Here is a 20,686-nt window from a genome sequence, read left to right as displayed (position 1 = left end):
GTTCGGCGACCGTTCACGTCACGGTCGAACACGACAGGTGTCGCGCGGATACGGTCGACGGACGATGACGACCGAGCGCGACGACGCACACCGATCGGCGGTGCTGCTCCCGGGGGAGCGGCTCGGCCTGGCGCTCGACGAGCGGTGTCCGGAGTTCGAGGAGCTCCTGCTCACGCCTCCGCTGCACGGCATCCGACCGGACGGCCACGACTGGCTGCGACGCCGGTACGCCGAGATCGTCCCGCTCGTGCTCCCCGCCGCGCTGCGTGCCGTGGAGCGCGGTGAACCCGTCGACCGCGAGTGCCTCGCCCAGCTGCGCGCGGTGGCGGCCGCGAGCGCCGAGGACCCCCGCGTCGACGTGTCGGTCGTGCTCCGCGGAGCCCTGCCGGCGATCCGGGTCTTCGCCCTCGTCATGCACACGGCCACCCGCGACCACGCCGTCACCCTCGACCACGCCGGCCGGACGATGCTCGCGATGAGCCGCGCCTCGCTCGTCGCCCACGAACTCGGCTCGTGCTGGGCCGAGGCCTGGGCCCAGCAGCGACGGCGATCGGCGGTCGAGTCCGCGGCGGCGGTCACCACCGGGGAGATCGACCTCGTCGCTCGTGCGCCTGGCCTCGACGAGACCGAGGAGCAGATGCTCGCGCTCGCCGCGCAGGGGCTCTCGAACGACGAGATCGCGAAGGAGACGGCCTACAGCCGCCAGGCCGTCGCGTGGCACCTCGGACGGCTGATGAAGTCGTGGAAGGCGCCGAACCGGACGGCGCTGGTGTCGGTCGCCTTCGTGAAGGGGTGGATCCGTGCACGGCGCGAGGTCCGCGGTGCAGCACGGACCTGGCCCCCGGCGATCGAGCCCGCCGCCGAGCGTCCCGCCACACACGACGACGCCCCCTGAGACCGTGGTCCCCGGGGGCGTCGGTGCGGCGTCGGCGGATCAGCCGCCGTTCACGTGGATGACGTTGTCGATGCGCTCGATGTTGCCGAACGCACCCCAGTTCAGCCAGCCACCGTCACCGTTGTTCGTGATCGAGCCGGGGCCCTTGAACCAGTAGATGACGTAGTTGCCGCCCTTGATGTCGATCGACTGCGCGTCCGCGACGTCGCCGGACACCGTGATGTCCTGGTTCTTGTTGACCACCGCGACGGTGAGGCGGTCGGGGTTGCCCGCGTTCCAGTAGCCGACGTCGAGCGCGGCCTGCACGGCGCCGCCGCGGTCGCTCTGGTCGTTCACGGCGTCCTTGATCGCGTTGACGATCGCGACCGGGTCGAGGTTCACGTTGACGTTGCCGCCGACGGAGGCCGAGGTGCTCGGTGCGGGCTCAGCGGCCTGTGCCGGTGCCGCGACGAACGCCCCGGCGATGACGGCGCCACCGAGTGCGGTGCCGGCGAGGAGCTTGACGGACTTGCGCTTGAACGAGTTCATGATCGTGTTCCCATCTCTGCGGTGGTGACCCGTGTGGGTCGTCCAGCTCGGACAGGACCCAGCCTGCGTCGCCGGGTGCCGGCTTGCACGCGTTCGGCCCGGACGTTGGACGATCGTCTGATGATGCGGACGGTTGCGCCGGGCGCGTGCCATCCTCCGGCGCGGGCCCCATCCGGACGGTTGGGCGCTCGGGTCTCGCGCTTTCTCGGCGAGTTCTGCGGATCAGACGTCGACGACCGTGACGACTGACCCGGAACGAGCACGCGGGTACCGTCAGGGTTGCAGCAGGATCTGCAGGATCTGCACGATCGCGATGACCGCGAGGACCGCGATCGGCACGCCCGCGATCCACATCCCTGCGCGGACCTGGGTTCGGCGGATCGTCGGCGGTGCGTGGGAACTCCGGGCGAACTCGGTCGCTGCGACGAGCTCCGGTGCGGCCGCCGGCGGTGCAGGTTCGGGCTGCGGACGGTCGTCTTCGAACGCGGGCACTTCGACCACCAGTTCCGACGGGTCCGGGCGACCCGGCAGCTCGCCGTACTCCTTCGTCATGCGACCAGTATGCGTCGCCGTCGGGATCGGCGTCCTTCGTGAGCAGCAATGGTCGAGTCGCGCCAGAGCACGCGACCTTTTCTGCTCACGAAGCGGGCGAGGCGGACGTCACGAAGCGGGCACAGGAACCACGTCCGGCAGGTCCACCGTGAACGCCGTCCGACCGGGGCCGGAGGCCACCCGCACGCTCCCGCCGTGCGCCGACACCACGGCCTGCACGATCGCCAGCCCGAGGCCGCTCGTCCCCTGTCCCTGCGCACGGGTCCGCGAGGCCTCACCCCGGGTGAACCGGTCGAACAGGGTCGGCAGTGCGTCCGCCGGGATCGGCGGCCCGTCGTTGGCCACGACGAGGCGAGCGGCCGCACCAGCACCGGACGGCCCCATCCGCTGCAACGACACCACCACCGCGGTGCCGGTCGGGGTGTGCGTCCGGGCGTTCGCGAGCAGGTTCGTCACGATGCGGCGCAGCTGCTCCGCGTCGCCCGTCACGGTCAGCGGGTGGTCGTCGACGATCTGCAGGGTCCACCGGTGCCCGGGCGCGGTGGCCCGGGCGTCCATCGTCGCCTCGACCACGATCGAGGTCAGGTCGACGGGTTCGCGCACGATCGGGGACACCCGAGCCCCGGACGCCAGGGCCGTCGCGTCGAGCCGTGCGAGCAGCAGGAGCTCCTCGACGAGGTCGCCCATCCGCACGGCCTCCCGGCCGATCCGGTCGACGTTCCGGTGGATCGCGTCGACGTCCGACGAGCGCGCGGTCAGCTCGGCGTAGGCCCGGACGGTCGCGATCGGCGTCCGCAGCTCGTGCGAGGCGTCGGCGACGAAGGTCCGCATGCCGGCCTCGGCGTCGCGGCGCACCGTCAGGGCTCGGGCGACGTGCCCGAGCAGCCGGTTCAGTGCGGTGCCGACCTGTCCGACCTCGCGGTTCGCGGTGAGGTCGGCGTCGGCGACCCGCACCGGGATGTCGGTGTCGCCGCGTTCCAGGTCGAGGTCGGTCACCCCGGAGGCGACCGCGGCGACGCGTTCGAGCGGTCGGAGGGACCGCCGCACGAGCAGTGCGAGGGCCCACGCGGCGACGACGAGGCCCAGCACCGTGACGATCCCGATGACGAGCAACAGGCGGGCGATGGCGGCGTTCAGGTCACCGAGGGGGAGTGCGGTGACGAACACGTCGCCGTCGTCCCCGACCGCCTGCACCCGGTAGGTGCCGAGCGAGCCGAGGTCGATCGTCGCCGGGTCGGCGCCGCTGTCGACCGCGGTGAGCGTCCGCCGTTGCGCCGACGACAGCCCGTGCTGGTCGCCGTCGCTGTCGGTGTACCCGCCGAGCACCACGGTGCCGTCGCGGACGATCGCGACGACGGTGCCGGCGGACTGCCCCGGCGCCCCGATGAAGGCGTTGTCCGGATCCGGACGGTCCGACGACGATCCCGACGACGACCCGGGCGGCGGGCCGGTGGGTGCGTCTGCATCGTCCCGGCCACCGACGGTCCGGTTCGCCGCCGTCGACAGCTCCGCGTCGAGGCGGTCGACCAGGTACCCCCGGAACGCGACGACGGTCACCGCTCCGACGACGACGTTCGTCGCGACGAGCAGGAGCGCGACGGCAGCCACGACCCGCCACCGCAACGACGGCACCCGTCCGGCGCGAGTCGGACGGGCCCGGATCGCCTTCGTCGATCGGCTCACGTCGTCGGCCGCAAGACGTACCCAGCCCCGCGCACGGTCTGCAGCATCGGCTCGCGTCCGGCGTCGAGCTTCTTCCGCAGGTACGACACGTACATGTCGACCAGGTTCGACGACGACCCGAAGTCCATGCCCCAGACGCCCGCGAGCAGCTGTTCCCGCGAGAGCACCCGGTTGGCGTTCCGCGCCAGGTGCCGCAGCAGCTCGTACTCGGTCGGTGTGAGCTCGATCGGTTCGCCGGCACGGCTGACGGCGCGGGCGTCCTCGTCGAGGCGGAGGTCACCGACCACCACCTCGGCGCTCCCGCCCACCGCTGCGACCCGAGCGGAGGTCCGTGCGAGGATCCGCGCCCGGACGAGCAGCTCGTCGATGCCGAAGGGCTTCGTCAGGTAGTCGTCCCCGCCGCCGGTGAGTCCGGCGAGCCGGTCCTCGGGGGCGTCGCGCGCGGTGAGGAAGAGCACACGGACGGCGTCGCGGGAGTCGCGGAGCCGCTCGAGCACCTCGAACCCGTCGATGTCCGGCAGCATCACGTCGAGGACGATGACGTCGGGTTGGAACTCCCGCGCGGCGAACAGGACGTCGCGTCCTCGGTGCACCGCCCGCACGGCCCAGCCGTCCCCCTCGAACGCGAGGGCGACGGCGTCGGCCAGGGCGTGCTCGTCGTCGACGACGAGGGCGCGGACGGGTGAGCCGTCGGTGCGCTGCAGCGGTTGGCCGGTCACGTCCGCGAGCCTATCCACCGCGCCCTCGTCGTCGATCACTTCGTGCTGCTCAGGTCGTAGACGGTCTGCCCGCCGACCGTCGTCGACTCGTAGTTCGCCGCGACCCACTCCTGGATCGCCGATGCGGTGGACGACCCGCCGCCCATGCCGCCGCCACCGGAGCCGGAGCCGGAGGAGACGTAGTACCCGATGTCCCCGTCGGCGACGTACGCCTTGAACTGCGCGAGCGTGGGTGCCGGGTCGCTCGACCAGCCACCGATCGCCATGACGGCGGTGTCGGTGTCGAGTTCGAGCTGCGCGGCCGACTGCGATCCGTTGACGGCGGCCGCCCACTTCGCGTCGGACGCCTCGAGCAGCTTCTGCAGTGCCGACGAGGTCGACGCACCTTCGCCACCGCCCCCGGTCTGGAGGCCCGTCCCCGACCCACCCTCGGAGGTCGCGTCGTCCGTGCCGTCCTGGCCACTGCCCGGTGCCGTGCCGGACGTGCCGTCCGGCATCTCCGGCGCCTCGCCGGACGCGCCCTCCGGCGGGGTCCCGCCGGGACCCTGCTGGGAGTCGGACGTGCTGTCGGAGCCGCCGTCGTCGGAGCCGGAGGTCGACCCACCCGGTCCGCCCGTGCCTCCCGGGAAGCCGCCGGTGCCGCCGCCCATCCCACCGGAGCTGCTGCCCGCCGGACCGACGCTCGGGATCGAACCGGAGTGCGCGACGGTCGTCGTGGCGAGGGCGTAGGCCGTGGTGCCGATGAGCCCGAACAGGGTGCCCGCGAGGACGCCGACCGTGACCAGCTTGCGGAGCGACGGGACACTGCCCATCACCACGAGCGCTGCGGACAGCAGCCCGCCGGCCAGCATCACCCAGCGGAGCCACGGCAGCCACGTCGGGTTCTCATTGAGGAGGCACCAGCCCCAGAAGGCGGTGATGCCGATCATCGCGGCCAGGCCGAGCCGGCCGACGAACCGCGCTCGTGCGTGCCAGAGCAGCGCGCCACCGGTGCCGACGAGCCCGGCGATCGCCGGTGCCAACGCGACCGTGTAGTACGGGTGGATCGTGCCGGACATGTACGAGAACACCAGGCCGGTGACCAGGAGCCAGCCGCCCCACAGGACGAGTCCGGCGCGGGCCGGGTCGGCCAGGTGACGGCGTCCGACGACGACCAGACCGACCACCAGTGCGATGAGCGCTGCGGGCAGGAGCCACGAGATCTCGAGCCCCATCTCGGACGAGAACAGCCGGTTCAGGCCCGTCGAGCCACCGAAGGAGCCACCCGCTGTGCCGCCGGTCATGCCACCGCCTCCGCCACCGTTGCCCGAGCCGCCGAAGATCCGACCGAGGCCGTTGTAGCCGAACACCAGGTCGAGGACGGTGTTGTTCGTCGAACCGCCGATGTACGGGCGGGACTCGGCCGGCCACAGCCACACGGCGACGATCCACCAACCGGCCGACACCACGAGGGACCCAGCGGCGATGAGCAGCCCGATGACGCGCTTGCCCCAGGTGGTGCGGGCGGCGAACAGGTAGACGAGGCCGAAGGCCGGCAGGACGAGCAGCCCCTGCAGCATCTTCGTCAGGAACGCGAAGCCGAGGGCGACCCCGGCGAGGGCGATCCACTTCCAGCTGCCCCGCGGCAGTGCCCGGACCGTGCAGTACGCGCCGACGGTCATCAGGAACACGAGCATCGCGTCCGGGTTGTCGAAGCGGAACATCAGGGCCGCCGCCGGCGTGGCCGCGACGACGAAGCCGGCGAGCAGGGCGCCCACGTTCGCGGTGGTGGTGCCGACGCGGGCGAGGGTGCGACGGACCGTGCCCCACACCAGCGCGACCGAGCCCACGGCCATGAGTGCCTGGGGGAGCAGCAGACTGAAGCTCGAGAAGCCGAACAGCCGGGCCGACAACACCATCACCCAGAGCGACGCCGGGGGTTTGTCGACCGTGATGAAGTTCGACGAGTCGAGGGAGCCGAAGAAGAACGCCTCCCACGACTTCGTGCCGGCCTGCACGGCGGCGGCGTAGAAGCTGTTGGCGTACCCCGAGACGCTCAGGTCCCAGAGGTACACCACGGCGGTCACGGCGAGGAGCGCCCAGAACGCCGGCCGGAGCCAGCGGGCGTCCTCGCGCTCGCCGAGGAACAGGCGGGCGAGCGGCTTGCGACGCCGATCCTGCGCGTCGGTCAGCGCGGGGCCCCTTCGATCGGTCACGGGTATCGGGTACGTGGTCATGTCGATGAGCATCCGGGGCGTTCCCCGAGCGCGGCACTGCGCCGGCTGTGCGCGGCCTAAGGATGCACGGTGCGAGCCTGCACCGTGCGCGGTCAGGCGTACCGCTGCGCCGCGTGCAGGGCCGCCCCCGTGTACGACCCACCGAACAGGAACACGTGCAGCAGCAGCGGCGCGAGCTGGTGGAGCTCGACGCGCTCCTGCCAGCCGTCGGCGAGCCGCGACTCCCGGTCGTAGGCGGCGAGCACCGTCTCCAACCGAGGCAGCCCGAACAGTCCGAGCAGCGCCAGGTCGGTCTCGGCGTGCCCGCCGTGCGCGATCGGGTCGATGAGCACCGCGCCGGTCGGTTCGGACGCGTCCGTCGGCCAGAGCACGTTGCCGGCCCACAGGTCGCCGTGCAGCCGCGCGGGCCGGTCCCCGACGAGTGCGGGCTGCGGCGACCCGAGCGTGCCGTCCTGCACCCGGTCGGCGACCCGCTCGAACACGGCCGCCTGGGCGTGGTCGAACCCGCCGGCGTCGACGATTCGGCGGACGAAGTCGCGGATCCGGTACTCGGCGAAGAACGCGCCCCAGGTACTCGGTGCATGCGCTGCGTCGACGAACGGGGTGCGGGAGCGTCCCATCCGGAGCGCGGAACCCGTCGTCCAGCCGGCGGGCGGTGCGCCCCAGTGGTCGGCGCCGGCGGCGTGGGTGTGCGCGAGGGAGCGTCCGAAGCGCTCGGCCTGTGCGGCGGTGGGGGAGCCGTCAGTGATCAGCTCGAGGTCGAGCACGGTCGTGGCCGGCCGGTCCAGCACCCGCGCGATCCTGGTGCCGCCAGCGTCTTCGGCCTCGGCGAGCCAGCCGAGGCCGGCGGCTTCGGCTGCCGCTTCGTCCGGGGTGGTGAAGGTCTTCACGTGCGTCTCGGCCATCGGTCCATCCTGCCGAGGGGTCCCCGTCGTCCGTTCAGCGCACGGTCATCCGGCGAGGAACCGCAGATGTCGTTCCACCCGCCCGGCGAACGTCGGACAATCGGCGTCACGGAGCGCCCCGGGCAGGCTCTTCCGTGCGCCGCGGGGACGGCTGGACCAGTACCGCGCCTGCTCGCGCACGACGTCGCGCACGATCCACGGCGCCGAGTCGTCGACCAGGCTGAAGAACTCGTCACAGCGGTACACCTCGTACATCGCTGCATCCGTCGCGCGGAGACCACGGTCCTGCGTGAGGAGGACGTGCGCCCCGCAGGCGATCGCGGCGGCGTGCACGTGCCGGTCGTCGGGATCGGTTCCGTGGTACTCGACCGTGGCGTCGAAGTCGTCGACGAGCTCGTCGATCGAGTCGAGGATCGCTGCTCGCAGCCGGGAGACGGCCGACCCCGGCCTGTCGGGGTGCAGTCGGCGGAGGGTGTGCGTGGTCTCGGCCAGTACGTCCTCGGTCGTGTGGAGCTGGAACATGCCGTCCGTGTGGAGTCGGAGCAGGCACGTCCAGTCTCGCAACGTCCGGCTGCAGAAGACGTTCGCGTCGACGAAGACCCGCTGAAGCATCACATATCAAGCCTACCTTGACCGGGTGTCAGTCGAAGGCCTCACCGGACTCGAGCAGTTCGCGAGCTGCCGCAGCGCGGGTGACCCGTCGTGCGTCTCGGGCTGCGAGGACGTCCGCGCGCCGGAGCCGGTGGTGGGTCCCGACAGTGTGTGCAGCGATCTCACCTCGGCCGATGGCCTTCATCAAGGTGGGTCGGGAGATCCCGATGACGTCGGCGGCGACGGTCGTCGTCATCTCGTCGGGGAGGATGCTCGTCGACACGCCAGCCCCGTCGGCCATGCTGCGGACGAGGTTCGCGACGAAGCCTCCGAGTCGCTCCGGGAGCACGAGTTCCGTGCCGTCGTCGAGGTGGAGCTCGACGGTCGCGACCTGTCGATCGCCAGCGCGCTCGACGAGGTCGACGGCCTCGGCGCGAGCGACCTCGTCGACGCGGAGGGGCCGTGGCGTCGTGGTCTGGCGCATCGGGTCTCCGTCTCGCGTCCGTTGGTGGGCAACTGGCTCAACGGTACCGGGGTTGCACTTGCAAGTGCAACCCGTCAGACCGCGTCGACCAGCGCCCTCGCCAGCGGGTGCCACTCGCGCGACGACGGGCCGCTCAGCACCAGGGTCCGCTCGAGTCGCCGGGCCATCGGCACCATCACGAGGTCCGGCGGCAGCATCACCCGGCCGAGCGTCGGCACGATCGAGACGCCCTCGCCCCGTTCGATCATCCCGAACATGGTGCTCATCTCCCGCACGCGGTGGGCGTACCGGAAGGGGCGTCCGTCGAGCTCGTGCAGCTTCTGGATCTGGTACTCGCACCCGCCGCCGCCCGCGACCAGGCCGTCCTCGTGCAGGTCGTCGAGCGTGAGCGCGGGCAGCTCGGCGAGCGGGTGGTCGCGCCGGACGACGGCGGCCATCTCGTCCCGGGCGACGACGACGCCCCCGGCCGGCACCGGCGCGGGGTCGACGAGCACGGCAGCGTCCACGGTGCCGCTCTCGAGCCACTCGGGCATCTCGTCGTCGTCGCCCTCGTAGACCTGCACGTCGACGTCGGGCAACGTCACCGCCCACAGTTCGCGGAGCCGCGGCAGCAGGCCCTGGCAGACGGTGGGGACGGCCGCGAGTCGCACGGTGCCGCGCGCCGTGGCGGGCCGGACCACTGCCTCCAGGGCGTCGACCGAGGCGAGCACGCTGCGGGCGTGGGCGAGCAGGCGGTCGCCCAGGGGTGTCGGGACGGCGACCGCGCCGCGCCGGACGACCGGCCCGCCGACCTCGCGCTCGAGCCCGGCGACGGCGTGCGAGACGGCCGACTGGCCGACGCCGAGCACGGAGGCCGCGGACGTGAACGACCCGGCGTCGAGCGTGGCGACGAACGCACGGAGCTGGGGGACCGAGACGGTCATGCGTGCTCCTCATGTCGGCATGAACCCCATGCGTTTGCCGCATGGGCGTTGGTGGTTCGACACTAGGCCACATGAACGCCCTCCTCTACGGTCTCGTCGCCCTCACCTGGGGCTCGAGCTTCCTCTTCGCGAAGATCGGCCTCGACGGACTCGCACCGCAGCAGGTCGCCACCGTGCGGACCGTCCTGGGCGGCGTGACGCTCGTCGTGCTGTTGCTCGCGACCCGTCGGCGCTGGCCGCGGGAGCCCCGCGTGTGGGCGCACCTGGCGGTCGTCGCGTTCTTCCTGAACGCCCTGCCGTCGTCGTTGATGGCGTGGGCCGAGCAGACCGTGCCGTCCGGGCTCGCGAGCATCTACAACGCGACGACCCCGATCATGACGCTGGCGGCGCTCGCGGTGCTCGTGCCCTCCGAACGGCTGCGGGGCCGGCAGGTGGCCGGGATCGTGGTCGGCATCGTCGGCGTGCTGGTGCTCGTCGGTCCGTGGGACCTGCTCGGCGACCCGGCCGTCCTGGCGAGCGTCCCGGGGCAGGTCGCGTTGCTCGGCATGACCGCGTCCTACGGCATCGGCCTCGCCTACCTGCGGCGCGTGGCGGTGGGCAGCGCGTACGACCCGGTCACGATCGCGACGGTGCAGCTCACGCTGGCGTCCGGCATGCTCCTGCTGGTCGCGCCCGCCATCGCCACCGGCCCGGTACAGCTGGACGGGAGGATCGTGGCCGCGATGGTCGCGCTCGGTTGCGTCGGCACCGGGCTGGCCTACGCGTGGAACACGCGCCTGGTGCAGGCGTGGGGCGCCGGTCGGGCGTCGACGGTCACCTACCTGACGCCGGTGGTCGGCGTGGCGCTCGGCGTGCTCGTGCTCGGTGAGCGCGTGCGGTGGAACGAACCGGTCGGTGGACTGGTCGTGCTGCTCGGCATCGCGCTGGCCTCGGGGGTGCTCGGCCGTCGGAGTCTGCGTCGCCCGGCACGCCCCGCCCGTACGCTGGCCGGGTGACTTCCGGCCAGGACCCCCACGTGGTGCGACTGCTGTTCGCCTCGTCCCACCCCGGCCCGACCGTCACGGTCACGGTGCTCGCCGCCGTCATCGCCGCGGCGGTCGGACACCCGGTGTGGCTCGTGGTCCTGGTCGCGCTGACGGTGGTCGCCGGCCAGCTGTCGATCGGCCTGGCGAACGACTGGATCGACGCCGACCGCGACCGTGCCGTCGGCCGGAGCGACAAGCCCGTCGCCCGCGGGCTCATCGCGGTCGAGACGGTCCGCACGGCGGCGTTCGTGACCGCCGGGGTCGCCGTGGTCCTCTCGCTGTTCCTCGGGCCCGTCGCCGCCGTCGCGCACCTGGTGCTCGTCGCCGCGGGGTGGGCCTACGACGCCGGGCTCAAGCGCACCGTGTGGTCGGTCGTGCCGTTCGTCGTCGCGTTCGGGCTGCTGCCCGTGGTCGCGGTGTCCGCCGGTCCCGAGCAGCTGTGGCCGGCGTGGTGGGCGATCGCCACCGGCGCGGTGTTCGGCGTCGCGATCCACTGCACGAACGTCCTGCCCGACCTGGTCGACGACGCCGCCACCGGGGTCCGCGGGTTCCCGCACCGCCTCGGGCTCCGGGGAGCCGGGATCGTCGCGTTCGGGTCGCTCGTCGTCGCGGCCGGCCTGGTGCTCGGCGGACAGGTGCTCGGTGACGACCCGGTCCGCGGCGGCGGGGTCGTGCTCGCCGTGGTCGGGGCGGTCGTCGTGCTGGCGCTCGCCGTGGTGGGGGTCCGGCTGGTGCTGGCGGGACGGGCGTCGCGGACCCTGTTCCGGCTCGTCATCGCGTCGTCCCTGGTGCTCGTCGTCGAGCTCGGGTTCGCCGGGGCGCGGCTCGTCGCCTGACGCGAGCCGGCCGCGCGCCGACGCGAGCCGTCAGGCCCAGCGCATGGCGTAGAGCCGAGCCAGGCCGTGCGCGGTCGGCAGCGACAGGACGGTCCGGAGCAGCGCCTCCCGTCCGATGGTGGAGACGGCACCGAGCGGACGACCGAGGCCCATGTTCGCCTCGGCCTGCCGGGCCGCACGGCGGGCGGCTGCCTGCCGGCGGGCGGCGTAGCCGGGCCACGGTCCGGGCACTCCGGTCCGGACCGCCCCGGCGAGCAACGGCGCGAGCTCGGCCGCGTCGAGCCAGCCGAGGTTCATGCCCTGACCGCCGATCGGGCTGATCTCGTGGGCGGCGTCGCCGACGAGCACGACCCGGCCGACCCCGACACGGTCGGCCGCTCGGCGCCGCACTCGGAAGCCGCTGAGCATCGTGCAGGAGGACGGATCCGGGACGACGCCGGTGCGTGCGGCGACGATCGCGGCCAGTCGTGCCGCCGGCTCCGGGTCGGGGGCCGCGCCGCTCGGGGCGAACGCCAGCGAGTCCGGCACCAGGGCGACGTACCGGCGCCGACCGTGCGGCAGGGGGAAGGACTCGACGACGCCTCCGGGGCCGACGTCCACCAGGGCGGCGGTCCGGGCGTCGGCGCCTTCGGGGTCGGCGAAGTCGCCCATCACGTAGCGGTCGGGGTAGTCACGTCCGGTGGTGCCGATGCCGAGCAGGTCACGGACGACGCTCCGTGCGCCGTCGGCCCCGACGACGAACGCCGCCCGGACGGGGACCCGTGCGCCGTCCGGGCCGGAGCCGACCGCGTCGACGTGGTCACGGTGCCGGGACAGGGCGGTCACCGTCGTCCCGGTGCGCAGCGCGGCTCCGTCGGCAGTGGCGAGCCGGTCCCGCAGCAGGGACTCGGTGCGGTGCTGGTCGAGCGTCGCGACGTACGGGTGGGTGTCCGAGGCGCGGTCGAAGGTCAGCGTGCCGAGCGTCCGCCCGCGGCTCCGTGCGACGCCGGTGCGCACGAGGGTCGCCTCGGCGAGCACCGGGACGTCGAGCCCGATCGCGGCGAAGGCATCGAGGGACGGCGGGTGGATGCCGATGGCGCGCGACCCCTCGGGTGGACCGGGGCGACGCTCCCACACCTGCACGGCGATGCCCCGGGCGGCCAGCAGCGCGGCGAGGAAGAGGCCGACGGGACCACCGCCGACGACGAGGACGTCGGTGCGCTCCGTGGTCACGGGCCGAGCCTACGGTCGGGTGGCCGAGCCGCGCACAGCTGCAATGCTCGTGCGCAGCCGGCGCCGCAACCGCTCCACGGGGACCTCGACCGCGTAGGCGGCACCGATCGACACGAGCAGCACGACGCCGACCAGCCCGACCGTGCCCCACGCGCCGATCGCGAACGTGCCGAGCAGTGCGATGACGAGCGGGTGCCACAGGTAGGCCGAGTACGACACCCGTCGTCCGAACCACGCCACCGGGGTCCAGCTCAGCGCGGTGGCGACGGGAGAGCGCACCGACACCAGGCCACCGATGAGCACCGCCGCGATCACCCCGGTGACCGGCAGGACGACGCCGAAGGTCCAGGCGTGCTGCGTCCAGTCATCGTCGATCCAGAGCAGCACACCCACCAGGAGTGCGAGGCCGGTCCAGGTCGCGACGTGTCCGGCGACCGCGGCTGCCCGGACGCGCACCCGTTCGTCGTCGAGCAGCAGTGCGAGCGCGCACCCGATCGCGAGCGGCACGACGCCGAGCACCGGCGAGAAGTACACGTCTGGGGTGGCGCCGCCGCTCGGGGACCGGTAGCTCGCCCACGACGCCGCCGACGCCCCGACCACCAGGACGCCGAGGCCCGTCAGCAGCCAGCGCCGTCGGGCCCGCAGCGTCGCGAGCAGGACGAGCACGGGTGGCCAGACCAGGTAGAACTGCTCCTCCATCGACAGGCTCCACGTGTGCGCGAACACACCCTGCGTGGTGTCCCAGTACGCGCGGAAGAGGTTGCCGGTGTAGGTCAGGGCGATGACCCCGGCCTCGCCCGCCGAGAACGACGCGCCCTTGTAGTCACCGACCCAGTTCCACAGCAGCAGACCCACCGTGACGAACACGAGCAGCGCGGGGTAGAGCCGGAGCAGGCGCTTGAGCCAGAACGAGCCGAGCCGGACACGACCGGTGCGTCGGCGTTCACCGAGCAGCAGCGTGGTGATCAGGAAGCCGGACAGCACGAAGAACACCGTCACGCCGATGAAGCCGCCCTCGAACTGCGGGACGTGCAGGTGGTACAGGATCACGGCGAGGATCGCGATGGTCCGGAGTCCGTCGAGGGCGGGTGCGCGATGGGTGAGCGGGGGCGGTGGCGTCCGGCCCATCGGGTCGCCGTCGGTTCGGCCCCGCGCGGTCGTCGCGTGGCCGGGCGCGGTCGTCGCGCGGACCAGCTCGGGCGACAGCACGTCGGTCGTCACGGGCACCTCCTGCGCGATCGGGCGGCCACGACAGCGGGACGCGTCGTGACCGGATCGTCACATGATGCGCGCGGCAGGTAAGAGCCGACTCAACGCCCGGGGTGCACCAGCGTCGCCAGGGCGTCGAGTCGTTCGTGCACGATCGCAGCGAACGGGCGGTCCTCATCCGGAGCGATCCACTGAGCGAAGGACAGGTGGAACACCGTCACGGCGGTCTCGGCGGCCATCGTCGCCGTCGGTTCGGGGACGCCGCGCTCGCGCATGACCACGCCCAGGCGTGCCTTCAGGGTGGCGAGCTTGCCGAGCTCCCGTTCGCCGAGCGCTGCGTTCGCGTCGATGATCGTCTGCCGGGCCCGCGACCACGACCGGCGGTCCTCGGGGAAGAACCCGGCGGCGGCGTCGAGGGCGCGGTCGACCAGGTCGAAGGGCGCCGCGTCGGCCGGGGCAGCCGTGATCGGGTCGACGAACATCGCGAGGAAGTCGTCCTGGCCGGCGAACAGGACCTCGCGCTTGTCGGCGAAGTGCCGGAAGAAGGTGCGCTCGGTGACCTGGGCCTCGGCGGCGATCCGCGCGACCGTGGTGCCGTCGTAGCCCTCGAAGGCGAAGAGCTGCAGCGCGACCGCCTGCAGTCGATCACGCGTTCCGGGTTGCCATCGGGCCATGCGCAGAGTCTACTGATCAGGACACCTTGATGACAGCGGCTGACATCGAGTGCTACGGTGATGTCAGTTCATGACATCAGCGCCGTGGACACCTGTGAAAGGACCACTCATGCACGTGTTCGTCACCGGGGCATCCGGCTGGATCGGCTCCCACACCGTCGACGACCTGCTCACCGCCGGGCACACCGTTACCGGGCTCGCGCGTTCCGACGCGTCGGCCGCCGCGCTCGAGGCGAAGGGCGTCGCCGTCCTGCGCGGTGACCTCGACGACCTCGACGTCATCCGCCGGGGCGCTTCCGAGGCCGAGGGCGTGCTGCACCTCGCCAACAAGCACGACTGGGCGAACGCCGCCGCCACCAATGCCAGCGAGCGGGCCGCCGTCGAGACCATCGGTGCAGCGCTCGTCGGCACCGACCGCCCGTTCGTCCTCGCGTCGGGCGTCGCCGGGCTCGCCCAAGGCCGCCCCTCGACCGAATCGGACGCCAACCCGTTCGTCGGCCCGGACAGCATGCGCGGCGGCAGCGAGAACCGCGGCTTCGACTTCGTCGGCCAGGGGGTGCGCACGATCGCTGCCCGGTTCAGCCCCACCACCCACGGCACCGGTGACCACGGCTTCATCGCCGCGATCGTCGCCGCCGCTCAGGAGCGAGGCGAGTCGGGCTACGTGGGCGAGGGCACGAACAGCTGGTCCGCCGTGCACGTCACCGACGCCGCCCGGCTCGTCCGCCTCGGGCTCGAGCAGGCCCCCGCCGGCACTCGGATGCACGCCGTCGCCGAGACCGCGATCCCGACCCGGGCGATCGCCGAGGCCATCGGCGAGGTCCTCGGGCTGCCGGTGACCTCGATCGACCCGGCGGACGCGGACGCGCACTTCGGGTTCATCGGCCGGTTCTTCGGCATGGAGATGTCCGCCACGTCCGACGCCACCCGCGAGCTCCTCGGGTGGGAGCCCACCGGCCCCGGACTGCTCGAGGACATCGCCGCCGGCGCCTACTCCGGCGTGCGGGTCGCGTAGCCCGCGCGGCTCGGGCCCGACTCGGAACGACGAGTTCGATGTCGCACGACGTCGACATGGTCGTTCCGAGTCGGCGCCAGCCCCACGCGCCCCGGCAACGGACGGGAGGCCCGTGGCGGCCCCGCCCCGCGCCTCCCGGCCGTCGCCGGTCCGAACCACGGCGCATGGTGAGCAGAAATGGTCGGGTTCCGTCTCCGGACCCGACCATTTCTACTCACGAAGCGAACCGCGAAGCGACGCGCGACGCGCGACGCGCGAGCGCGTCGGCGCCGACTACTCGGACTTCTGCATCTGCCACGGCTCCGGCTCGCGGTCGCCGTTCGGGCGCACGGGCCGGACGTCTCCGACGATCGGGATCGCACGCTTCCGCATGAACCACAGGTAGCGGACGAAGAAGTGCGACAGCGTCGACAGCCGGTTGCCGTTGCCGAGCAGCGACGCGATGTGCACCGCCACCCACGCCAGCCACGCGACCGGCCCGACGAGCGTGATGCCACCCCGCAGCTGCGCGACCGCGGCGTTCGTGCCGATGGTCGCCATCGTGCCCTTGTCGAAGTACTTGAAGTGCTCGGTGGGCTTGCCCTCGAGCAGACGCTTGATCTGCTTCGCGACGTGCCGTCCACCCTGCAGCGCCGGCTGGGCCAGCTGCGCGAGGGCCTCGGACTGCGCCGCGATGTCGCCGGCCGAGAAGATCCGCTCGGCGCCGTTGACGCGCAGGTCGTCGCCGACCTGGATGCGTCCGCCGCTGGTCTGCGGCAGGCCCCAGCCCGAGACCTCCTTGTGCGCGGCGACGCCGGTGGCCCAGATGACCTGCGAGGCGGGGATGAACTCGCCGTCAGCCGTCATCACGCCGTCGGTCTTGACCTCGGAGACGCCGGTGTTCAGCCGGAGGACGACGCCGCGCTTCCGGAGGACCTTCGCCGCGTACCGGCGCAGACGCGGGGCGAACGGCTTGAGCAGTTCGCCACTGCGGTGCACGAGGGTGATCGTGATGGCACCCTTGTCCAGCTCGGGGTACGCCCCCTCGAGTGCCTGGTCGCGGAGCTCCGCGAGCGCGCCGGCCATCTCGACGCCGGTCGCGCCGCCGCCGACGATGACGATCTTGATCTCGTCGGGGCCCTGGTTCGCGGCAGCCTCTTCCAGCCGGGTGAACAGCTCGTCGCGGATGCGCAGGGCCTGCGAGCGGGAGTACATCGAGTACGCGTACTCGTAGGCGCCCGGAGTGCCGAAGTAGCTCGTGTTCACGCCGTTCGCCAGCACCAGGTAGTCGTAGTGCAGGTGCTCGCCGTCGGACATCTCGGCGATGCGTTCGTCGGTCCGGATGCCGGTGAGCAGGCCGTGCCGGAACTCGGCGTTGTCCTGCTTGGCGCGCAGGCTGCGCAGGAAGTACGTCACGTCGCCGGCGTTCAGTCCGCCCGTCGCCACCTGGTACATGAGGGGCTGGAACATGTTGTAGACGTGCCGGTCGACGAGCGTCACCCGGACGGGAGCGTCCGCCAGCTCGCGCATGGCAGCGACACCGGCGAATCCACCGCCGACGATGACGACGTGCGGGCGGGTGTCCTGGGGCATGCTGATCCGGCTTTCTTCGGTTCGTGAGGTGGTCACCCACGAGGGTACGCGCGCTGTGGACCGCTCCCGTCCACTGCCGACCGGGAGGCCCGGGTCGGCTCCGTCAGGCGTCGAGCCGTGCGTAGGTGCTCACGACGTTCCCCTTGCTCGTCACGGTGCTGTCGACCAGCCGCAGGCGCGTGGCCGGGTCGGTCGGCTCGAAGAGCTTCCGGCCGGAGCCGGCGATCGCCGGGTGCACCATCAGCTGGAGCTCGTCCAGGAGCCCAGCGAACAGCAGGTGCCGGACGACGCTCACGCTGCCGCACACCGCGATGCCGGCGCCGTCGCGTTCCTTGAGCTCGCGGACGAAGGTGTCGAGGTCGCCCGGGATCCTGGTGGTGTTCTGCCACGTCAGGTCGTCGCCGAGCGTCGTGGAGGCCACGTACTTCTCGATCGGGTTGATCCACTGCCCGAAGCCGTCGTCGGGGTGCGCCGGCCACCACTCGGACCACTCGAGGTAGCTGTTCCTGCCGAGCAGGACGGTGTCGGTGCGGGCCATGAACGCGCCCATCCCGGCCCCGAGCTCGTCGTCGAAGCTGTCGTACTGGAACTCGTACGGGTCCTGCACGACGCCGTCGACCGACGTGAACAGCCCTGCGGTGACCTTGCGCATGGCCGGAGCGTACTGCGGATCAGCTGCCGGTGCCGCTGTCGCTGCTGCTGCCGTCCGTGCCGCTGCCGGATCCGTACCCGGGGAGCTGCCCAGTGCCGTTGCCCGGGAACTGGTTCGTGCCGCCGTTCGTGCCGGGCACCTGCGTCGTCGACTGGGACTGGTCCCCACCGATCGCATGCCCGATGGCAAAGCCGATGCCACCGCCGACGAGCAGTGCTGCGAGTCCGACGATCGCAGCCAGGACGGGCCAGAACCACGGCGGCTTCGGTGCGCTCTTCCGGCTCGTCGGGGCCGAGGCGCCGTACCACGGGGTGGCGCCGTTCGGGTCGCCGGCGTTCCAGGATCCGGCGTCGGAGCGGTAGGGCTGCTGGGCGGACTGGTTCGGTGCGGGTGCGTCGAGGGTCGCCGTGGAGGTCGGCGTGGGTGCCGAACCCCAGCCGGCCGGTGCCGCTGCCGAGGGAGTGCGGGCGGCGTTGCCCGGCTCGTGGCCGTTCGTGGGAGTGGTGTCGCTCATGGAAGGCAGTGCACACCGCGCCCCTATGTGCAGTCGATGACGAGCCTGACGCAGTGCTGCGAACCGCCGCGTACCCTCGGGGCGTGCGCGATGAGCTGGAGACAGACCCGACCACGTTCCGCACGGAGCCGGCGCGCACGGGCCGACCCGAGCCTCCCGGCATCCCGCTGGTGCGACGCGCGAGGTGGGCCGCACTCGACTGGTGGTACGCGATCTCGTGGCAGGTGCGGAGCCTCGGGCCCACCACCGCTGACGACTACCGGACCGGTGACGGCCAGCCCGTCGTGGTGATCCCCGGCGTCTACGAGACCTGGCACTTCATGCGGCCGCTCATGGACGCCCTGCACGACCGCGGGCACCCGGTGCACGTGCTGCCGGTGCTGCGGCACAACCTACGGCCGGTGCCGGACTCGGCGCGCGACGTGTTCGCGTACCTCGAGGAGCACGACCTGCGGAACGTGCTCGTGCTCGCGCACAGCAAGGGCGGGCTCATCGGGAAGTACGCGATGACCCAGCTCGACGACCACGGCCGCATCGACCGCATGGTCGCCGTTTCGACGCCGTTCGCCGGGTCGGGCTACGCGCGACTGGCTCCGGTACGGCACCTGCGGGTGTTCCGGGCGGCCGACCCCGTGCTGGCCGGACTGGCGCGGGAGCTCGACGCGAACGCCCGCATCACCTCGGTCTACGGGGTGTTCGACACGCTCATCCCCGAGGGCAGTGAACTGTCCGGGGCGACGAACGTGCGGCTGCCGGTGGGCGGGCACTTCCGGATCCTCGGTGACGCCCGCACGCGCGCCGCGGTGCTGGCGGCCGCCGACCCGGCCTGAGCCGCGCCCGTCCCCGTCGCGTCCCCCCGCCCGTTCCGTCTCGTCCCCGAGGTTCCGAAATCTCGGCATGTCGGCGCTCGGATCGCCGCAGTTCGGAACCTCGGCGGAGATCATCCGGCATGTTGTGGAACCTCGGGGCGCGGCCAACCAGGCTCAGGCTCAGGCCCCGGGCAGGAACAGGCAGAACGGGTGCCCGTCGGGGTCGAGCAGCACCCGGACGTCGTCCTGCGGTTGGAACGCGGCCTGTGTGGCACCGAGCTCCTCGGCGCGGGCGACGGCTGCCGGCAGGTCCTCCACCTGGAAGTCGAGGTGCAGCTGCATGCCGGGGGCATCGGCGGTGCCGGGCCAGGTCGGCGCGACGTACTCGGGCTCGTACTGCACGGACAGGCCGGGGCCCTCGGCGGGGCGGATGCGGGCCCAGGTCGGGTCGTCCTCGTACACGGTCCACCCGGTCAGGGCGCCGTAGAACCGGGCGAGGGCGATCGGCTCCGGGGACTGCAGGACGGTCGCGGCGAGCGTCGGCATCGAGGCGTCTTCGCTGGTCATGCCGCGGAGCGTACGCCGATCAGCGACCACCGATCAGCGATCAGCGATCAGCGACCACCGATCAGCGGTCGGCGACGCTCGCGCGCTCGACGATGCGGTGCGGCACCACCACGGTCTCGGGTGGCAGGCTCCGGTCCTCGATCCGTCGCGTCAGCAGGTCGAGTGCTGCCGTCGCGAACGCCCGCCGGTCGAACGACACCGTGCTGAGCGCGGGGATCGCGTACGCCGCACCGTCGATGTCGTCGAACCCGATGACGCTGACGTCCTCGGGGACGCGGACACCTCGGGCGGCCAGGACGTGCAGCACGCCGAAGGCGATCGAGTCCGTGAACGCGAACACGGCGTCGGGCAGGGGGTGCTCGTCCAGCCAGGCCGCGAACGCCGTCGCTGCCGAACTCGTCGTCCAGGACGGCAGCGGCACCCGCAGTGCGGGATCCGGTTCGATCCCGGCGGTGGCGAGTGCGGCGAGGTACCCACGTTCCCGCAGCTCGCTGGTGGCGGTGGGCTCGGACGCCCGGGCGGCACCGACGACCGCGATCCGGCGGTGGCCCCGGGACGCCAGGTAGGCGGTGACCTGCTCGGCGGCGGCCCGGCTGTCGACGTGCACCTGGTCGACGTGCTCGGGTTCGACCTCACCGATCACGACGGTCGGCGGCAGCCCCTCGGTTGAGGCCAGGACGCTCGCGCTGAGCGACACCGGGTTGAGCACGAGGCCGTCGACGAGGTGGGCGCGGGCTCGTGAGACGAGTTCGCGCTCGCGGGCCGGGTCGTTGCCGGTCTGGTCGAGCTGGACGACCCATCCGCGCTCGCGGGCGAGTTCGACGAACCACTGCGCGAGTTCGGCGGAGTAGGCGCTGCCCATCTCGGGAAGGGTCAGGGCGATCGCACCGGAGCGGCCGTTCCGCAGCCCGCGGGCGGACAGGTTCGGCACGTAGTCGAGTTCGGCGACGGCCCGTTCGACGCGCTCGCGGGTCTCCGGGCGCACCACCACGCCGCCGTTGATGACGTTGGAGACGGTCTTCGGCGACACCCCGGCGAGGGTGGCCACGTCCCGCACGGTTGCGCGCATCGGGACGAGCGTAGCGCGGCCGGTCTCCGGTGGAGT

The 20,686-nt window shown here is 72.4% G+C and carries 22 protein-coding genes; 5 read left to right on the top strand and 17 right to left on the bottom strand.

The window, feature by feature from the left end:
• The first annotated feature begins 64 nt into the window (after positions 1-64).
• The gene (locus tag HQQ88_RS16685) at positions 65-895 is read left to right on the top strand and encodes a helix-turn-helix transcriptional regulator (protein WP_216834979.1); all 831 of its coding nucleotides are present in this window, start codon (positions 65-67) and stop codon (positions 893-895) included.
• Between the two features lie 39 nt (positions 896-934).
• Here the strand turns inward: HQQ88_RS16685 and HQQ88_RS16680 are convergent, their stop codons facing one another.
• The 9 genes from HQQ88_RS16680 to HQQ88_RS16640 form a co-directional block, all read right to left on the bottom strand.
• A complete protein-coding gene (locus tag HQQ88_RS16680; RefSeq protein ID WP_111084734.1) occupies positions 935-1,423 on the bottom strand; it encodes a hypothetical protein in 489 nt (162 codons plus the stop codon).
• Positions 1,424-1,696: 273 nt separating this feature from the next.
• Positions 1,697-1,975, bottom strand: coding sequence for a hypothetical protein (locus HQQ88_RS16675; RefSeq protein WP_173170380.1), 279 nt, complete (start codon positions 1,973-1,975; stop codon positions 1,697-1,699).
• 108 nt (positions 1,976-2,083) lie between these two features.
• Complete coding sequence (locus HQQ88_RS20235; RefSeq protein ID WP_173170378.1) at positions 2,084-3,658, bottom strand: HAMP domain-containing sensor histidine kinase; 1,575 nt, start codon at positions 3,656-3,658, stop codon at positions 2,084-2,086.
• Entirely contained in the window at positions 3,655-4,377 is a 723-nt protein-coding gene (locus tag HQQ88_RS16665) for a response regulator transcription factor (protein ID WP_131880413.1), read from the bottom strand. The genes HQQ88_RS20235 and HQQ88_RS16665 overlap by 4 nt, the downstream gene beginning before the upstream one ends.
• Positions 4,378-4,412: 35 nt before the next feature.
• Positions 4,413-6,593: a glycosyltransferase family 39 protein gene (locus HQQ88_RS16660; protein WP_243692414.1), complete on the bottom strand. Its 2,181-nt coding sequence runs from the start codon at positions 6,591-6,593 to the stop codon at positions 4,413-4,415.
• 92 nt (positions 6,594-6,685) lie between these two features.
• A complete protein-coding gene (locus HQQ88_RS16655) occupies positions 6,686-7,498 on the bottom strand; it encodes a fructosamine kinase family protein (RefSeq protein ID WP_131880415.1) in 813 nt (270 codons plus the stop codon).
• Between the two features lie 45 nt (positions 7,499-7,543).
• Positions 7,544-8,110 (bottom strand): putative toxin-antitoxin system toxin component, PIN family, encoded by a 567-nt coding sequence (locus tag HQQ88_RS16650; protein ID WP_132099842.1) that lies wholly within the window; start codon positions 8,108-8,110, stop codon positions 7,544-7,546.
• A 28-nt stretch (positions 8,111-8,138) separates the two neighbouring features.
• On the bottom strand, positions 8,139-8,573 hold the full coding sequence (locus HQQ88_RS16645; protein ID WP_131921444.1) for an excisionase family DNA-binding protein: 435 nt from the start codon (positions 8,571-8,573) through the stop codon (positions 8,139-8,141).
• Between the two features lie 74 nt (positions 8,574-8,647).
• Positions 8,648-9,496 (bottom strand): LysR family transcriptional regulator, encoded by an 849-nt coding sequence (locus HQQ88_RS16640; RefSeq protein WP_131880419.1) that lies wholly within the window; start codon positions 9,494-9,496, stop codon positions 8,648-8,650.
• A 71-nt stretch (positions 9,497-9,567) separates the two neighbouring features.
• Here HQQ88_RS16640 and HQQ88_RS16635 point away from each other — a divergent pair, with 71 nt between their 5' ends.
• The gene (locus HQQ88_RS16635) at positions 9,568-10,491 is read left to right on the top strand and encodes a DMT family transporter (RefSeq protein WP_111084731.1); all 924 of its coding nucleotides are present in this window, start codon (positions 9,568-9,570) and stop codon (positions 10,489-10,491) included.
• Entirely contained in the window at positions 10,488-11,357 is an 870-nt protein-coding gene (locus HQQ88_RS16630; RefSeq protein ID WP_367917041.1) for a UbiA family prenyltransferase, read from the top strand. Before HQQ88_RS16635 ends, HQQ88_RS16630 begins: the two co-directional genes overlap by 4 nt.
• A gap of 30 nt (positions 11,358-11,387) precedes the next feature.
• Here the strand turns inward: HQQ88_RS16630 and HQQ88_RS16625 are convergent, their stop codons facing one another.
• From HQQ88_RS16625 to HQQ88_RS16615, 3 genes are all read right to left on the bottom strand, one after another.
• Positions 11,388-12,569: an NAD(P)/FAD-dependent oxidoreductase gene (locus HQQ88_RS16625; RefSeq protein WP_173170373.1), complete on the bottom strand. Its 1,182-nt coding sequence runs from the start codon at positions 12,567-12,569 to the stop codon at positions 11,388-11,390.
• Positions 12,570-12,578: 9 nt separating this feature from the next.
• Entirely contained in the window at positions 12,579-13,790 is a 1,212-nt protein-coding gene (locus HQQ88_RS16620) for an acyltransferase (RefSeq protein ID WP_173170371.1), read from the bottom strand.
• Between the two features lie 89 nt (positions 13,791-13,879).
• Entirely contained in the window at positions 13,880-14,452 is a 573-nt protein-coding gene (locus HQQ88_RS16615; protein WP_173170369.1) for a TetR/AcrR family transcriptional regulator, read from the bottom strand.
• Positions 14,453-14,561: 109 nt separating this feature from the next.
• On the opposite strand from HQQ88_RS16615, the gene HQQ88_RS16610 reads away from it, so the two are divergent.
• On the top strand, positions 14,562-15,467 hold the full coding sequence (locus tag HQQ88_RS16610; RefSeq protein ID WP_173170367.1) for an SDR family oxidoreductase: 906 nt from the start codon (positions 14,562-14,564) through the stop codon (positions 15,465-15,467).
• 273 nt (positions 15,468-15,740) lie between these two features.
• On the opposite strand, the gene HQQ88_RS16605 is transcribed toward HQQ88_RS16610, so the two are convergent.
• The 3 genes from HQQ88_RS16605 to HQQ88_RS16595 form a co-directional block, all read right to left on the bottom strand.
• Entirely contained in the window at positions 15,741-17,075 is a 1,335-nt protein-coding gene (locus HQQ88_RS16605) for an NAD(P)/FAD-dependent oxidoreductase (RefSeq protein ID WP_258373215.1), read from the bottom strand.
• Between the two features lie 67 nt (positions 17,076-17,142).
• Positions 17,143-17,691: a dihydrofolate reductase family protein gene (locus tag HQQ88_RS16600; protein WP_173170365.1), complete on the bottom strand. Its 549-nt coding sequence runs from the start codon at positions 17,689-17,691 to the stop codon at positions 17,143-17,145.
• 19 nt (positions 17,692-17,710) lie between these two features.
• Positions 17,711-18,205 carry a hypothetical protein gene (locus HQQ88_RS16595; RefSeq protein WP_173170363.1) on the bottom strand — a complete coding sequence of 165 codons (495 nt, stop codon included), beginning with the start codon at positions 18,203-18,205 and terminating at the stop codon, positions 17,711-17,713.
• Positions 18,206-18,375: 170 nt separating this feature from the next.
• Here HQQ88_RS16595 and HQQ88_RS16590 point away from each other — a divergent pair, with 170 nt between their 5' ends.
• Positions 18,376-19,035 carry a triacylglycerol lipase gene (locus HQQ88_RS16590; protein WP_123292289.1) on the top strand — a complete coding sequence of 220 codons (660 nt, stop codon included), beginning with the start codon at positions 18,376-18,378 and terminating at the stop codon, positions 19,033-19,035.
• A gap of 159 nt (positions 19,036-19,194) precedes the next feature.
• On the opposite strand, the gene HQQ88_RS16585 is transcribed toward HQQ88_RS16590, so the two are convergent.
• Positions 19,195-19,581, bottom strand: a complete 387-nt coding sequence (locus tag HQQ88_RS16585; RefSeq protein WP_243698104.1) for a VOC family protein — start codon at positions 19,579-19,581, stop codon at positions 19,195-19,197.
• A gap of 61 nt (positions 19,582-19,642) precedes the next feature.
• Positions 19,643-20,650, bottom strand: a complete 1,008-nt coding sequence (locus HQQ88_RS16580; protein ID WP_173170361.1) for a LacI family DNA-binding transcriptional regulator — start codon at positions 20,648-20,650, stop codon at positions 19,643-19,645.
• Positions 20,651-20,686: the final 36 nt, after the last annotated feature.

The sequence above is a fragment of the Curtobacterium sp. VKM Ac-2861 genome, assembly GCF_013204965.1.
GTDB lineage: Bacteria > Actinomycetota > Actinomycetes > Actinomycetales > Microbacteriaceae > Curtobacterium.
Note: the sequence above shows the minus strand (reverse complement) of the source record. Positions and strands in the feature narration are given on the sequence as shown.